Origin of the sequence: Streptomyces sp. 378, assembly GCF_030124145.1 — a bacterium.
Lineage (GTDB): Bacteria > Actinomycetota > Actinomycetes > Streptomycetales > Streptomycetaceae > Streptomyces.
Genome location: NZ_JASKMS010000001.1, coordinates 24,993 through 39,674 on the forward strand (window position 1 = coordinate 24,993; position 14,682 = coordinate 39,674).

The 14,682-nt window shown below is 69.8% G+C and carries 15 protein-coding genes; 3 read left to right on the forward strand and 12 right to left on the reverse strand.

Annotated features, from left to right (window positions below):
- Nucleotides 1-198: 198 nt before the first annotated feature.
- The 3 genes from QNO09_RS00115 to QNO09_RS00125 all read right to left on the reverse strand — a co-directional run bounded on the left by QNO09_RS00115 (nt 199) and on the right by QNO09_RS00125 (nt 2,956).
- Nucleotides 199-645 (reverse strand): VOC family protein, encoded by a 447-nt coding sequence (locus QNO09_RS00115; protein WP_283967914.1) that lies wholly within the window; start codon nt 643-645, stop codon nt 199-201.
- 65 nt (nt 646-710) lie between these two features.
- Nucleotides 711-1,145: a helix-turn-helix transcriptional regulator gene (locus QNO09_RS00120; protein WP_283967915.1), complete on the reverse strand. Its 435-nt coding sequence runs from the start codon at nt 1,143-1,145 to the stop codon at nt 711-713.
- Nucleotides 1,146-1,372: 227 nt separating this feature from the next.
- Complete coding sequence (locus tag QNO09_RS00125; protein WP_283967916.1) at nt 1,373-2,956, reverse strand: MDR family MFS transporter; 1,584 nt, start codon at nt 2,954-2,956, stop codon at nt 1,373-1,375.
- Between the two features lie 136 nt (nt 2,957-3,092).
- Between QNO09_RS00125 and QNO09_RS00130 the strand changes: the two genes are divergently transcribed.
- A complete protein-coding gene (locus QNO09_RS00130; RefSeq protein ID WP_283967917.1) occupies nt 3,093-3,689 on the forward strand; it encodes a TetR/AcrR family transcriptional regulator in 597 nt (198 codons plus the stop codon).
- 138 nt (nt 3,690-3,827) lie between these two features.
- Here QNO09_RS00130 and QNO09_RS00135 read toward each other — a convergent pair whose 3' ends face one another.
- Nucleotides 3,828-4,460 carry a M23 family metallopeptidase gene (locus QNO09_RS00135; RefSeq protein WP_283967918.1) on the reverse strand — a complete coding sequence of 211 codons (633 nt, stop codon included), beginning with the start codon at nt 4,458-4,460 and terminating at the stop codon, nt 3,828-3,830.
- Between the two features lie 440 nt (nt 4,461-4,900).
- Here QNO09_RS00135 and QNO09_RS00140 point away from each other — a divergent pair, with 440 nt between their 5' ends.
- Entirely contained in the window at nt 4,901-5,521 is a 621-nt protein-coding gene (locus QNO09_RS00140) for an HAD family acid phosphatase (RefSeq protein WP_283967919.1), read from the forward strand.
- Between the two features lie 309 nt (nt 5,522-5,830).
- On the opposite strand, the gene QNO09_RS00145 is transcribed toward QNO09_RS00140, so the two are convergent.
- Nucleotides 5,831-8,356 carry an ATP-dependent Clp protease ATP-binding subunit gene (locus QNO09_RS00145; RefSeq protein WP_283967920.1) on the reverse strand — a complete coding sequence of 842 codons (2,526 nt, stop codon included), beginning with the start codon at nt 8,354-8,356 and terminating at the stop codon, nt 5,831-5,833.
- A gap of 430 nt (nt 8,357-8,786) precedes the next feature.
- Between QNO09_RS00145 and QNO09_RS00150 the strand changes: the two genes are divergently transcribed.
- Nucleotides 8,787-9,524 carry an SCO3374 family protein gene (locus QNO09_RS00150; RefSeq protein WP_283967921.1) on the forward strand — a complete coding sequence of 246 codons (738 nt, stop codon included), beginning with the start codon at nt 8,787-8,789 and terminating at the stop codon, nt 9,522-9,524.
- Nucleotides 9,525-9,533: 9 nt separating this feature from the next.
- Here QNO09_RS00150 and QNO09_RS00155 read toward each other — a convergent pair whose 3' ends face one another.
- The 7 genes from QNO09_RS00155 to nadC form a co-directional block, all read right to left on the reverse strand.
- Nucleotides 9,534-9,869: a histone-like nucleoid-structuring protein Lsr2 gene (locus QNO09_RS00155; protein ID WP_283967922.1), complete on the reverse strand. Its 336-nt coding sequence runs from the start codon at nt 9,867-9,869 to the stop codon at nt 9,534-9,536.
- Nucleotides 9,870-10,133: 264 nt separating this feature from the next.
- Nucleotides 10,134-10,667 carry an amino-acid N-acetyltransferase gene (locus QNO09_RS00160; protein ID WP_283967923.1) on the reverse strand — a complete coding sequence of 178 codons (534 nt, stop codon included), beginning with the start codon at nt 10,665-10,667 and terminating at the stop codon, nt 10,134-10,136.
- 9 nt (nt 10,668-10,676) lie between these two features.
- Nucleotides 10,677-11,114: a BlaI/MecI/CopY family transcriptional regulator gene (locus tag QNO09_RS00165; RefSeq protein WP_502962232.1), complete on the reverse strand. Its 438-nt coding sequence runs from the start codon at nt 11,112-11,114 to the stop codon at nt 10,677-10,679.
- 182 nt (nt 11,115-11,296) lie between these two features.
- Nucleotides 11,297-11,485 carry a hypothetical protein gene (locus tag QNO09_RS00170; protein WP_283967925.1) on the reverse strand — a complete coding sequence of 63 codons (189 nt, stop codon included), beginning with the start codon at nt 11,483-11,485 and terminating at the stop codon, nt 11,297-11,299.
- An 18-nt stretch (nt 11,486-11,503) separates the two neighbouring features.
- Complete coding sequence (locus QNO09_RS00175; RefSeq protein ID WP_283968388.1) at nt 11,504-12,139, reverse strand: hypothetical protein; 636 nt, start codon at nt 12,137-12,139, stop codon at nt 11,504-11,506.
- 752 nt (nt 12,140-12,891) lie between these two features.
- Complete coding sequence (locus tag QNO09_RS00180; RefSeq protein ID WP_283967926.1) at nt 12,892-13,689, reverse strand: type III pantothenate kinase; 798 nt, start codon at nt 13,687-13,689, stop codon at nt 12,892-12,894.
- A gap of 14 nt (nt 13,690-13,703) precedes the next feature.
- Nucleotides 13,704-14,678 (reverse strand): carboxylating nicotinate-nucleotide diphosphorylase, encoded by a 975-nt coding sequence (nadC, locus tag QNO09_RS00185; protein WP_283967927.1) that lies wholly within the window; start codon nt 14,676-14,678, stop codon nt 13,704-13,706.
- Nucleotides 14,679-14,682 lie beyond the last annotated feature (4 nt).

Genomic DNA, 14,682 nt, shown 5'->3' on the forward strand with positions numbered 1-14,682 from the left:
TCTGATGGATCTCCGTGGGAGAAGGAGCGGCGTCCGGTGCGTGCTCTGGGGGTCCCCCTGCTCGAAGAGCTTGGGGGAGTGCCGGCCGGAAGTCCACGCACTGGACGTACTTGGGCCATCGGCTGGTGCGGCGAGAGGGCGTGCCGGGCGTCCGACGGGGCGAACGTTGCCTGCCGCGGCACTGGACCGCCGGTCGTTTCAGCAGGTCCAGTCCTGGTCCATGTCGAGGCCGCCCTCGCGGGGCTGGGTGAAGGAGAACCAGTTTCCGGAGTCGTCGCGGAACAGCGCCTCCGTGCCGTACGGGCGCTCCTGCGGCTCCTGGAGGAACTCCACGCCCCGGTCCTTGAGCTTCTGGTAGTCGCCGTGGATGTCGTCGGTGGTCAGCACGCCCGCGCCGAGCGCGCCCTTCGTCACCAGCTTGCGGAGCATCTCGGCGGACTCGGGGTCCATCGCGGGTCCGCCGGGCACCATCAGCGTCAGCTCGACCTCGGGCTGGTTCGGCGAGCCGACCGTGAGCCAGCGCATGCCGCCCTCGCCCATGGTCATGTCCGTACGGACCTCCAGGCCCAGTTTCTCCGTGTAGAACTCCTTGGCCCGGTCCTGGTCGAGGACCCAGACGGTCGAGATGGCGAGACCTTTGATCATGGCGTGCTCCTGCTCTGGCTTCGCGGCCGGTTGTGCCTGCCCTGCCACGGTAGGCAGCGGGGGTGTCAGCCCGCTTCTCCGGAATTGCGCTCCTTGCCGGCGCCGGGGGCGGGACGGAAGCCGCCGGCCCAGAGCATGGCGTAGCAGCCGGGTATGAGGGCGGCGCCCCGGCCCACGTGCTTGGTCCGGTACTCGCTGGGCGTCAGGCCCGTCCAGGCCTTGAAGCGGGCCGAGAACGTGCCGACGCTGCTGTAGCCGACCAGGTGGCAGATGTCCGTCACCGACAGGTTCGCCGTGCGCAGCAGGTCCTCGGCGCGTTCTATGCGGCGGTGCGTGAGGTACTGGCCGGGGGTCTCGCCGTACGCCTCCTTGAAGGCGCGGATGAAGTGGTAGCGCGAGTACCCGGCGTGCGCGGCCACGGTGTCCAGGTCGAGCCCGGGGTCGGCCCAGTCCCGGTCCATGGCGTCCTTGGCGAGCCGGACCTGGCGCGTCTTGTCCATACGACCGATGGTGGCACGGGGGTCTGACATCGATGCCGATACTCAGGTTCCGGTGGTCGTGGCCCGGGGTCCGACCGACGCCCTGCCGAGCTGCCTTCCGGTTGTTCTGTCCGGCCGCCGGGACCCGTTCTCATGGCTCCGGCCCCGGCTCACGGCCGGGCATGGCGCTGACCCCCGGGCGGACACTCCCGGGGGCCTCGTGCGGCGCGGTCGGAGGGCCTCGGCGGTCAGACGGCCTCGACCAGGGGCGGCTGCGCCGCCGGGGCGTCCGGCGCGCCGTCCTCCTTCGGTCCCGCTCCCTTGAGCGGCACCTCCTTGACGAACACGGCCGCCGCGAGTGCGACCACCGCCACCGCGGCCCCGAGCAGGAACGCCGAGTGCGTACCGGCGGACACCGCGTGCTGGTACGCCTCCCGGGCCAGTACCGGGAGCTTCTCCAGGCTCTTCGCGTCGAGCTGCGCCGACTGCTCGGTCACCGTGGACCCCAGCGCACCGGCCCGCTCGGTCATGACGTCCTGGACGCGGTGGTTGAACAGCGCGCCCATGATCGCGACGCCGAAGGAGGAGCCGAGCGTACGGAACAAGGTCGTCGACGAGGACGCCACGCCCATGTCCTTCATCTCCACGCTGTTCTGCGCGACCAGCATGGTGATCTGCATCAGGCAGCCCATGCCGAGCCCGACCACGGCCATGAAGACACCGGAGGTCAGCCGGGAGGTCCCGGTGTCCATGGTGGACAGCAGGTAGAGACCGACGATCATCAGCACGCTGCCGGCGATCGGGAAGACCTTGTACCTGCCGGTGTTCGTGGTCACCCGCCCGGCGACCATCGAGGTCACGAGCATCGCGCCGAGCATCGGCAGGAGCAGCAGTCCGGAGTTCGTCGCGGAGGCCCCCTGCACGGACTGCTGGTACAGCGGCAGGAAGAGTGTGGCGCCGAACATCACGAAGCCGGTGATGAAGCCGATGACCGACATCAGTGTGAAGTTCAGGCTGCGGAAGATGTGCAGCGGCAGCACCGGCTCGGCCGCCCTGGTCTGCCAGAACACGAACCCGACGAGCGCGGCTACCCCGATGCCGATCAGTTCCATGATCCGCGCGGAGCTCCAGGCGTACTCCGTCCCGCCCCACGTCGTGACGAGCACGATCGCGGTGATGCCGACGGTCAGCAGCCCGGCGCCCAGGTAGTCGATGCGCGCCTCGGAACGCTTCTTCGGCAGGTGCAGCACGGCACTGACGGCCACCAGCGCGACCGCGCCGAGGGGGAGGTTGATGTAGAAGGCCCAGCGCCAGCCCCAGTGGTCGGTGATGGTGCCGCCGACCAGCGGACCGCCGATCATCGCCAGCGCCATGACGCCGGCCATCATGCCCTGGTACTTGCCGCGCTCCCGGGGCGGGATCAGGTCACCGATGATCGCCATGACGCCGACCATCAGACCGCCGGCGCCCAGGCCCTGCACGGCGCGGAAGCCGATCAGCTGGCCCATGTCCTGGGCCATGCCGCTGAGCGCGGAGCCGACCAGGAACAGGACGATGGACGACAGGAACGTGCCCTTGCGGCCGTACATGTCGCCGAGCTTGCCCCACAGCGGGGTGGAGGCCGCGGTGGCGAGGGTGTAGGCGGTGACGACCCAGGAGAGGTGTTCGAGCCCGCCCAGCTCACCGACGATCGTCGGCATCGCCGTGCCGATGATCATGTTGTCGAGCATCGCGAGCATCATCGCGATCATCAGCGCGAGCAGGACGACCCGCACACTCTTCGGCTGTTTTCCCCCGGCGTCGGCCACCGGCGTGTCCGTCGTGTCCGTCATCGCTTCCCACTCCCCCAGTCACCGCTACTCACCACTGCTACTTACTTGCCGCCCGGCTAGTGAATACACTCGGAAGCTAGCCGCGGAACTAGCCGGGCGTCAAGTAAGTTTTATGGAAAGCGGGCGGCGTAGGAGGATGGGCGGCACCATGGACGGCACCAGGCAGCGGCGCCGCGGGGACACCCGTCGGCGCATCCAGGACGTAGCCCTCGAACTCTTCGCGCAGCAGGGCTACGAGAAGACGTCCCTGCGCGAGATCGCCGAGCAGCTGGACGTCACCAAGGCGGCGCTCTACTACCACTTCAAGACGAAGGAAGAGATCCTCGTCAGCATCTTCGAGGACCTCACGCAGCCGATCGAGGACCTGATCGAGTGGGGCCGGCGGCAGCCGCACACCCTCGCGACCAAGCAGGAGATCGTCCGCCGCTACGCCGACACGCTCGCTCAGGCGGCCCCGCTGTTCCGCTTCATGCACGAGAACCAGGCGACGGTACGGGAACTGCGTATCGGCGACTCCTTCAAGGAGCGCATCCGCAGCCTGCGCGACATCATCATCGACCCGGACGCGGACATGGCCGACCAGGTCCGCTGTGTGAGCGCGCTCTTCACCCTGCACGCAGGGATGTTCCTGATGCAGGACATGGAAGGCGACCCCGAGGAGAAGAACAAGGCCGTCCTCGAGGTCGCCACGGACCTGGTCACCCAGGCCCACCGGGGAGCCGGGGGCTCCTAGGGCCTGCCGTTCGGATCAGTCCGGCGTCGTGGGGCCTGGCACGCCCATCTGCGGCGTTGTCGTCGACTGACAGGGGCCGAGCCTCACAGCCGGCCCGATCCGAACAACAGGCCCGGGGCCTGAGCGGCCCGGGGTCGGTCAGACCTTCACGCCCTTGGCGCGCAGGAACTTCACCGGGTCGACCGCCGAGCCGTAGTTCGGGGTCGTACGGATCTCGAAGTGCAGGTGGGGACCGCTCGAGTTGCCGGTGTTGCCGGACTTGGCGATCTCCTGGCCGGTCTTGACGATCTGCCCGATCCGCACGGTGATCTTCGACAGGTGGGCGTACTGGGAGTACGTGCCGTTGCCGTGCTTGATCACGACGGCGTTGCCGTAGGCGGGGCCGTCACCGGCGCCGTTGCCACCGGCCTTGACCACGGTGCCGCCGTGGGCGGCGACGACCTGGGTGCCGCTCGGCACGGCGAAGTCCTGACCGCTGTGGGTGGACTGCCACATGCCGCCGTTCTGGGCGAAGCTCGCGGTCAGGGTGTACTTCTTCACCGGGTCGACCCAGGAGGGCTTGGCCTTCTTGGCAGCCGCCTTCTTCGCGACAGCGGCCTTGGCGGCCTTGGCCTGGACGGCGGTGGTTGCACCGGACGCGGCCGTGGTGTCGGCGGCGGACGCGACCCCGGCTCCCAGTGCGACCGAGACACCAAGGCCGGCGGCCAGCACGGTCGCACGGGTGCGGAGCTGGGACGTACGGGAAGAGCGGGACGTGACGCGCTGGGACATCGAAACCTCGTGTGGAAGGGGACGGAGAAAACCACCCGGCGCACTGACGCCCGCCGGATGGCCATCCCTTGGTAACCCGAAGTCCGACAAACACCCAAAAGCATGACCTACGACGCCAATTAGTAATCTGGTTCAGTGTTCTACGTCTCTTGACACAGCTGCCATTCGGTACAAATCAGGGCACCAGCCCGCATTCCCGCCCCCACTCTGGGGCGGGAATCCCTTTTGTCCGGGTCCCCTATCCACTATTCCGGCTAGTACCGGACATATCGCCTGTGCGGCATGTCACCGGGCACCTTCTCCGACCCGTACGGAAATGTGGCGCACGCCTCTAGGCACTTACCGTCCGGTAACCCTACGGTTCCCCTCGCGCCACCCTCGAGCACGAGCATGCACACGACATGTTGGCAGCGTCACGGACGTGAGAGGACCCCCACGACATGCAGATCCGACGCCCCTGGTTGCGCCGTGCATCAGTGACCGCCGCCTCGGCGGCAGCCCTGGTGGCGATGGCCGCACCGGCCGACGCCACGACCGCCACCCGCGCCGCCACGGCCGCGGCCGCCGACGTCGACTACGGCACCTGGCAGAAGGACTGCCAGGCCGTGATGGACCAGGCGCTGCCCTATCTGAAGCAGCGGATCGCGGCCACGAAGCCCGGCGAGAAGCAGGCGATCGTCCTCGACATCGACAACACGGCGCTGGAGACCGACTTCGGCTTCAGCTACCCACAGCCGGCCAACAAACCGGTTCTGGAGGCCGCCAGATACGCGCAGGAGCGCGGGGTCGCCCTGTTCTTCGTGACCGCCCGCCCGGACATCATCGCCTCGTTCACCCAGCACAACCTGAAGCAGACCGGCTACCAGGTCTCGGGGCTCTACGTCCGCAACTTCATCGACCTCTTCAAGAACGTCGCCGACTACAAGACGGCCCAGCGCGTCGACATCGAGCGCAAGGGCTACACGATCATCGCGAACATCGGCAACAGCGCCACCGACCTGTCCGGCGGCCACGCCGAGAAGACGTTCAAGCTGCCGGACTACGGCGGGCAGCTTTCCTGACCGGCCCGGGCAACCGCGGGTGGTCTCACCCCCGTTCGCGCGATCACGGGGGTGAGGCGGTTGGATCCGACGGTACTCGGCGGCAAGCCGGCGTCCTCACGGGTCGCCCCGCTGCTGAAGAAGCTCCGCCACCCGGACGGACCGGGAGCGGGCCGCCGCTCTTCCCGGACGCGGACCTCACCCTGGACCCGCGCTGAGGCAAGAGCCGGTGCACAGGGGCGGCCGACGGACGGGCCGGGCTGAGCACGACGTGGGGCCACCGCCCGAAGGCAGTGGCCCCACATTGGTGTCAGGAGCGTCCCCGCAGGGTCACGCGTCCTTGCTCAGGTTCGGACCCGAGCCACCCGCCGCCTGCTCGATCGGCGGGACGTCCGGGAGAGCAGCCTTCTCCTCGCCGCGGAAGGTGAAGGTCTTGGTCTCGCCCTCGCCCTCCGTGTCCACGACCACGATGTGACCGGGGCGCAGCTCGCCGAAGAGGATCTTCTCCGACAGCGAGTCCTCGATCTCGCGCTGGATGGTGCGACGCAGCGGACGCGCGCCCAGCACGGGGTCGTAACCCTTCTTGGACAGCAGCTCCTTGGCGGACTGGGAGAGCTCGATGCCCATGTCCCGGTCCTTGAGGCGCTCGTCGACCTTGTCGATCATCAGGTCGACGATCTTGAGGATGTCGTCCTGGCTGAGCTGCGGGAAGACGACCACGTCGTCGACGCGGTTGAGGAACTCGGGCCGGAAGTGCTGCTTGAGCTCGTCCGAGACCTTGTTCTTCATGCGCTCGTAGTTGGACTTGGTGTCGCCCTGGGCCGCGAAGCCCAGGTTGAAGCCCTTGGAGATGTCCCGGGTGCCGAGGTTGGTCGTCATGATGATGACCGTGTTCTTGAAGTCCACGACCCGGCCCTGGGAGTCGGTCAGGCGACCGTCCTCCAGGATCTGCAGCAGCGAGTTGAAGATGTCCGGGTGGGCCTTCTCGACCTCGTCGAACAGGACGACCGAGAACGGCTTGCGGCGGACCTTCTCGGTCAGCTGGCCGCCCTCCTCGTAGCCCACGTAGCCGGGGGGCGAACCGAAGAGACGCGAGACCGTGTGCTTCTCGCTGAACTCCGACATGTCGAGGGAGATCAGCGCGTCCTCGTCGCCGAAGAGGAACTCGGCGAGCGCCTTGGACAGCTCGGTCTTACCGACACCGGACGGGCCGGCGAAGATGAACGAGCCACCGGGGCGCTTCGGGTCCTTCAAACCGGCACGCGTACGGCGGATCGCCTTCGACAGCGCCTTGACGGCGTCGACCTGGCCGATGACCCGCTTGTGGAGCTCGTCCTCCATGCGGAGCAGACGCGAGGACTCCTCCTCGGTCAGCTTGAAGACCGGGATGCCCGTGGCCGTGGCGAGGACCTCGGCGATCAGCTCGCCGTCGACCTCGGCGACGACGTCCATGTCGCCGGCCTTCCACTCCTTCTCGCGCTTGGCCTTGGCGGCCAGGAGCTGCTTCTCCTTGTCGCGCAGGGAGGCGGCCTTCTCGAAGTCCTGCGAGTCGATCGCGGACTCCTTGTCGCGGCGGACGCCGGCGATCTTCTCGTCGAACTCGCGCAGGTCCGGCGGCGCGGTCATCCGGCGGATGCGCATCCGGGAACCGGCCTCGTCGATCAGGTCGATCGCCTTGTCCGGCAGGAAGCGGTCCGAGATGTACCGGTCGGCCAGGGTGGCGGCCTGGACCAGCGCCTCGTCGGTGATGGAGACGCGGTGGTGGGCCTCGTACCGGTCACGCAGACCCTTGAGGATCTCGATCGTGTGCGGCAGGGACGGCTCCGCGACCTGGATGGGCTGGAAGCGGCGCTCGAGGGCCGCGTCCTTCTCCAGGTGCTTGCGGTACTCGTCGAGCGTGGTCGCGCCGATGGTCTGGAGCTCACCGCGGGCCAGCATCGGCTTCAGGATGGAAGCCGCGTCGATGGCGCCCTCGGCGGCACCCGCACCGACCAGCGTGTGGAGCTCGTCGATGAACAGGATGATGTCGCCGCGGGTGCGGATCTCCTTGAGGACCTTCTTCAGGCGCTCCTCGAAGTCACCGCGGTAGCGGGAACCGGCGACCAGCGCACCGAGGTCCAGGGTGTAGAGGTGCTTGTCCTTGAGGGTCTCGGGCACCTCGCCCTTGACGATGGCCTGGGCGAGGCCCTCGACGACGGCGGTCTTGCCGACGCCGGGCTCACCGATCAGCACCGGGTTGTTCTTGGTGCGGCGGGACAGCACCTGCATGACCCGCTCGATCTCCTTCTCGCGCCCGATGACCGGGTCGAGCTTGGACTCACGAGCGGCCTGGGTGAGGTTCCGGCCGAACTGGTCGAGGACCAGGGACGTGGAGGGCGTGCCCTCGGCAGGACCGCCGGCGGCGGCGGTCTCCTTGCCCTGGTAACCGGAGAGCAGCTGGATGACCTGCTGCCGCACGCGGTTGAGATCTGCGCCCAGCTTGACGAGGACCTGGGCTGCGACGCCCTCGCCCTCGCGGATCAGGCCGAGCAGGATGTGCTCCGTGCCGATGTAGTTGTGGCCCAGCTGAAGGGCCTCGCGGAGCGACAGCTCCAGGACCTTCTTGGCACGGGGGGTGAAGGGGATGTGGCCGGACGGGGCCTGCTGGCCCTGGCCGATGATCTCCTCCACCTGCTGGCGGACCGCCTCGAGCGAAATCCCGAGGCTCTCAAGGGCCTTGGCGGCGACACCTTCACCCTCGTGGATCAGGCCCAGGAGGATGTGCTCAGTGCCGATGTAGTTGTGGTTGAGCATCCGGGCTTCTTCCTGAGCCAGGACGACAACCCGCCGCGCGCGGTCGGTGAACCTCTCGAACATCGTTAATCGCTCCTCAGAGCGGTCAGGCAGTGGGGGGAACTTCCCCTCCCTGTCCTTCCGCAGCTTAGTCCCGCAAGCGGGGACCGCTCATTCCAACTGCCGACACCGTCCTTGGCCTCCTGACCCCGAACGCCGACATCTGCTCCAACCCGATGGTGCGAGACGATGTTCCCGCAGGCCAGGCAGATACCCCACTCGCCAGTACGCCGATGGCGAACGTGAGACGTCCTTTCCTGCGTGTCGCCCCCTCCCACTAGGGATGTCTTACCCGTACGGACCGGAAGTCCATGCCGGGCACCCCCGTCCCCTCCGCTACGGGCGAACAACCTTGCGCCTCCCCGCACCCCCCGCACGCCCCTGTTTCGACACTCTGTGCGTGCGGGACGCCACCCAGCGTAACCCGCACGCCCTTCCGGCTGTTGCGCTTGGCATGTTCCAGACCTCTCCGCCCGTGATCGCGTCCGCGACCCCGCTCGTGCCGCTCCCCCGCCGGCCGCTCGACCCGGCCGGCTCGAGCGGTCAGGTCCGGCGGTGGTACGAGAACGAACTGGGGTGGCCGACGGTGCACGGCGAACCGCCGCGGCTGGTGGTGGGAGTGCGGTACGACGTCCTGGACGTGCCGGCGGAGGCGGGGCACGCGGCCCTGCGGCGCTCGGCGGCGGGCTCTCCCGTCGCCCTTCACGGCGACCGGATGCTGCTCCTGGTGGCCGCGGGCAGCGCGGAGGAGATTCCCGGGCTGCTGGAGTGGCTCGACTGGGGGTCCCTGCCGCTGGACCTGGTGCCGATCGGTGCGGACGGCCTCATCGAGGCGCCGTCGCCCCCGGTGCCCGACGAGCGGCGGGCGGTACCGGCGCCCTGCGGCCCGAACGCCGTGGTGCCCTGCAGGCCGCGGACCCCCTCGCCCCCCGGCGCGCACACGCCGCTCGGAGACGCGCTGCCGCCCGGTCCTCCGGGACGGGCCGGTTCCCAGGGGGCCGCCGTGTGGCTGCGGCCCCCCGAGCCGGGATGCGAGGTCGAGGCCTCGCTGCCGACGCTGTCGGCGCTGGGGGGCGCTGGGGACGCCCCCGATCTCGTGCGGCTGGTGAACACGGTGGCGACCCAGTGCCACCGGGTCCGGCTGCGGCGCGCGAGCGCCCAGCCGCCGGCCATGCGTGCGCAGGGTCGGTAGTGCCGCTGTTCAGCCGTTGGCCTTCTCGTAAGCCTCGCGGATGGTCGCGGGAACACGGCCGCGGTCGTTGACCTCGTAGCCGTTCTCCTTCGCCCAGGCGCGGATCGCCGCGGTGTCCTGGCTGCCGCTCGCAGCCGCGCGCGCCTTTCCACGCCCGCCCGAAGCACGGCCTCCGGTACGACGACCGCCCTTCACGTATGGCTCGAGAAGGCCACGGAGCTTGTCCGCATTGGCGGTGGTGAGATCGATCTCGTACGTCTTGCCGTCCAGCGCGAACGTCACGGTCTCGTCCGCCTCGCCACCGTCGAGGTCGTCGACAAGAAGGACCTGAACCTTCTGTGCCACCGGATTTCCTTTCATCGATATCTTCAGGGCCGGGGTGAGCCGGCGTCCGCCGTATCGCCGTCCCCTGTTATATGCAGTACTGCAGTACCTCGGAAAGCAAACCGCTTTTGCCGGAAAAACACAAACCCCCGGCAGAGACCGGCAGCCCTGGCTCCGTCCGGAAACGTGCGCGTTTCGGACATAGGGCACCTGGGCAGGGTCGGGCCCAGCGAATATGCCGAGACGAACCGAGCGGTCCTCTTGCGAGTGACTTGCGGCCGACGATCACAGATGCAGAAGCATCCGGCTGTTGCCCAAGGTGTTCGGTTTCACTCGTTCGAGTCCCAGGAACTCCGCGACGCCCTCGTCATAGGAACGCAGCAGCTCCGCGTAGACATCCGTGTCGACGGGCGTCTCACCGATCTCCACGAAGCCGTGCTTGCCGAAGAAGTCGACTTCGAAGGTCAGACAGAAAACGCGGCGAACACCGAGCCAGCGGGCGGTCTGCAGCAACTTCTCCAGCACCCGGTGTCCGACGCCCGCGCCCTTCAGGCCCGGCTTCACCGCGAGAGTGCGGACTTCCGCGAGGTCTTCCCACATCACGTGCAGCGCACCGCAGCCGACGACCTCGGCGTTGTCGTCCCGTTCCGCGACCCAGAACTCCTGGATGTCCTCGTAAAGCGTCACCGTTGCTTTGTCGAGCAGGATGCCGCCGCGGACGTAGGCGTCGAGGAGGCGGCGCACGGCCGGGACATCGCTGGTGCGGGCCCGTCGGACGGTGATGGCTTTTGCGGTGGCTTCGGGGCTCTTCGCGGACATGACGGGACGCTATCGCCCGCCGTGGTCCCGAGCGGAGGCGGGGTTCTCCGGGGGTCCTTCCCGGGGTTCCGCTCGTTCGGCCGGTTCTGCGGATTCCGACGGTTCGGTCGGTTCCCGGGTTTCCGGGCCCTGGACGATGCGTACGGCATCGCTGAGGTACCGCCGCTGTTCCTCGCTCATCATGCCGAAGAAGGCGACGAGAGCGGCGGCGGGGTTGTCGCTCTGGGACCAGGCGTCGTTCATCAGGGCGGCCGCGTAGGCGGCGCGGGTGGAGACCGCCTCATATCGATAGGCGCGGCCTTCCGCCTCGCGGCGCACCCAGCCCTTCTGATGGAGATTGTCCAAAACGGTCATCACGGTGGTGTACGCGATGGACCGCTCCTTCTGAAGATCTTCCAGGACTTCTCGAACGGTCACCGGGCGGTTCCACTTCCACACCCGCGACATGACCGCGTCTTCGAGTTCTCCCAATGGGCGAGGCACAGCTCAGAACAATAGTGGGAGATCCCGGTAATGGCGTGGCGGACGTGCGCTTCACCGGCGAACGGGAACAAAAAGGGCGTACGACCTGAAAGTGCGGGCGCCGCGAGGTGCGGGCTCGCCGAGTCGTACGCCCTCGGAGGATGAGGTCAGGCTTCGGCCTTCGGCGGCGTGGCGGCGGGCCGGCGGGCGCCCTCCACGCGTGCGAGGGCGGCGTCCACGGCCGCGTCCTCCTTGGCCTTGTTGGCGCCGCCCTGGGTCTTCACGATCACCCGGATCACGCCGACGAAGAAGACGGCCATGACGGCCGGGGGCAGGAGCGCGGAGACGTAGTCCATGGATCCAGGGTAGCCACGTCAGCCCGCGGCGAGCTGCTGGGGGTTCGCCGGGGGTGGCGGTGTCGGCTTGCGGCGCGGGAAGACCTCACCGGGGGTGGGGATCGGACGGGAGGGCTTCGGGGCGCCGGGGGCGGGCGCGGGGGACGGGGCCGGGGCGGGCTTGGGGGCGGCCGGTTTGCGAGCGGGCTTCTTCTCCGGCTGCTTGTCCGGGCCGTTCCCGGCGGCGCCGACGGGGGCGCGGCGGCCTCCCGGGAGGGCCAGGAGGCGGGTACGGGAGCCCGGAACGGCGGCCGTGGGGACGGCGGCGGCGGGGACGGGCGTGACCGCGCAGCGGTCCAGAAGGGCCGCCGCGGTGGGGTTGCCGCGCAGGGCACCCAGGGCGGCGAGGTCGTCGGGGAGGGGGCGGTAGCCGGCGCCCAGCGCCTCGTCCAGGAGTGCGAGGTAGCCGGCGGCGGTACCGGGGAGGGCGGCGCGGTAGCGGCCCAGGTCGGCCACGAGGAAGGCTCGCAGCCTCGCCCCCTCCCGCATCACCTCGTCGAGCGACTCTGCGAGGCGGAGGCAGTCCTGGACGTCGTCGGCCGAGGCGGGGGTGGGGTGGAGGGTGAGGGCGAGAGCGCGGCGGAGCACACGCAGCTCCTCCACGCCGAACGCCATGCCGCCGCGGGATCCGTATGGCGTGGGCATGTGGCGACGATACGCGCTAATCAGACAAATTCGACATAGGGGGCGGGTGTGGCGCGCAGGACCACCCGTCCCGCCCAGGGGACGGGACTTCGCCGTCCCGCCCGGAGCGCCCCGACACCGCGTCGCCCTCGGAGACCAGACCCTGCGGCATCCGGGCGCGGGGGACTCCGGGGCCGGATGTCACGGGGCGGACGGGACTTCGCGGGGACGGACGGGACTTCGCCGTCCCGCCCGGAGCGCCCCCGGCGCCGCCTCGCCCCCGGGAGAGCAGGCCCTGCGGCCCCCGCGACGCGGAGGGACTCCGGGGCCGGGTGACACGGGACGCTGCGGGGCTACACCATCCCTGCCCAGAGCGCCCTCGACACTGCGTCGCGCCGCCTCGCCCCGGAGGGCTGGCCCTGCGGCGCCAGGCGCGGAGGAAATCCGGGGCCGGATCGCACCGGAACGGACGGGGCTATGCCATCCCCGCCCAGGACGCCCCCGACACCGCCTCGCCCCGGGAGGGCAGGCCCTGCGGCGCCAGGCGCGGAGGAAACCGGGGCCGGATCACACGGAACGGACGGGACTACGCCGTCCCGCCGGCCCTGCCGCGGGCGTGGCGGCCCGCGGCGGGCGTCACGCCGCGACGGGGGCGGGCCGTCCCCGCCACGTCCGCGGCAGGGCCGGCGGGCCCCCCGGCCCCGTCGCGCGGCGACGCTGGCGGGGACGGGGCCCGCGGCGGCTCACATCCGGGAGACGTTCCGCTCGTACACCAGCCGCAGCCCGATCAGCGTCAGCCACGGCTCGTGCTCGTCGATCACCGACGACTCGCCCAAAACCAGCGGCGCGAGGCCGCCCGTCGCGATGACGGTGACGTCCTCGGGCTCCTCCGACAGCTCGCGGGCCATGCGGTTGACCACACCGTCGACCTGGCCGGCGAAGCCGTAGATGACGCCCGACTGCATCGCCTCGACCGTGTTCTTGCCGATGACGCTGCGGGGCCGGGCCACCTCGATCTTGCGGAGCTGGGCGCCGCGGACGCCCAGGGCCTCCACGGAGATCTCGATGCCGGGCGAGATGACCCCGCCGACGTACTCCCCCCGCGCGCTGACCGCGTCGAACGTCGTCGCCGTGCCGAAGTCGACGACGATGGCGGGGCCGCCGTAGAGCTCGACCGCCGCGACCGCGTTGATGATGCGGTCGGCGCCGACCTCCTTGGGGTTGTCCATGAGGATCGGGACGCCCGTCTTGACGCCCGGCTCGACGAGGATGGCGGGCACGTCGCCGTAGTAGCGCCGCGTCACCTCGCGGAGCTCGTGCAGGACCGAGGGGACGGTCGCGCAGATGGCGATGCCGTCGATGCCGTCGCCCAGCTCGTCGCCGAGGAGCGGGTGCATGCCCATCAAGCCCTGGAGGAGGACCGCCAGTTCGTCGGCGGTGCGGCGGGCGTCCGTGGAGATGCGCCAGTGTTCGACGATCTCGTCGCCGTCGAACAGGCCGAGGACGGTGTGGGTGTTTCCGACGTCGATCGTGAGCAGCATGACCCGTACCCCGCCTACTCCGCCGACCGAAGGTCCAGGCCGATGTCCAGGATCGGCGAGGAGTGGGTGAGGGCGCCGACGGCGAGATAGTCGACGCCGGTGTCCGCGTACGCCTTGGCGTTGGCGAGGGTCAGGCGGCCCGAGGCCTCCAGGACGGCGCGGCCCTGGACGATCTCGACGGCCTCCGCGCACTCGGCGGGCGTGAAGTTGTCCAGCAGGATCAGGTCTGCCCCGGCGTCCAGGACCTCGCGGAGCTGGTGCAGGGTGTCGACCTCGACCTCGATGGGGACGTCCGGGAAGCGGTCGCGGACCGCCTGGAACGCCTGGGCGACACCGCCCGCGGCGACCACGTGGTTGTCCTTGACCAGGGCCGCGTCCGAGAGGGACATGCGGTGGTTGACGCCGCCGCCGCAGCGGACCGCGTACTTCTCCAAAGAGCGCAGGCCCGGGGTGGTCTTGCGGGTGTCGCGGACCTCGGCCTTCGTGCCGTCCAGGACGTCCGCCCACGCGCGCGTGGCCGTCGCGATGCCCGACAGGCGGCACAGGATGTTCAGCGCGCTGCGCTCGGCCGTGAGGAGGTCGCGGGTGCGGGTGGTGACGGAGAGGAGCTTGCGGCCCGCTTCGACGCGGTCGCCGTCCTCGGCGTGGCGCTCGATCTCGAGCTCCTCCTCGCAGACCACCGAGATGACCGCCTCGGCGATGCGCAGGCCGGCCACCGTGCCCGCCTCGCGGGCGGTGAAGTCGGCGGTGGCCACCGCGTCCTCGGGGATGGTCGCGACCGTGGTCACGTCCACGCCATGGGCCAGGTCCTCCTGGAGGGCCACGTTGGCGATGTCCTCGACCTCGACGGGGTCGAGGCCGGCGTCGGCCAGGAGCCGGGCGAGTGCGGGGTCCAGGCCGCACTCCAGGTACGTCTCGTCGTCCGCGCCGCAGGCGCAGCCGTCTGAGCAGCCTCCGGAGGAGGCGAGGGGAAGGTCGGGGGTGCTCACGTCG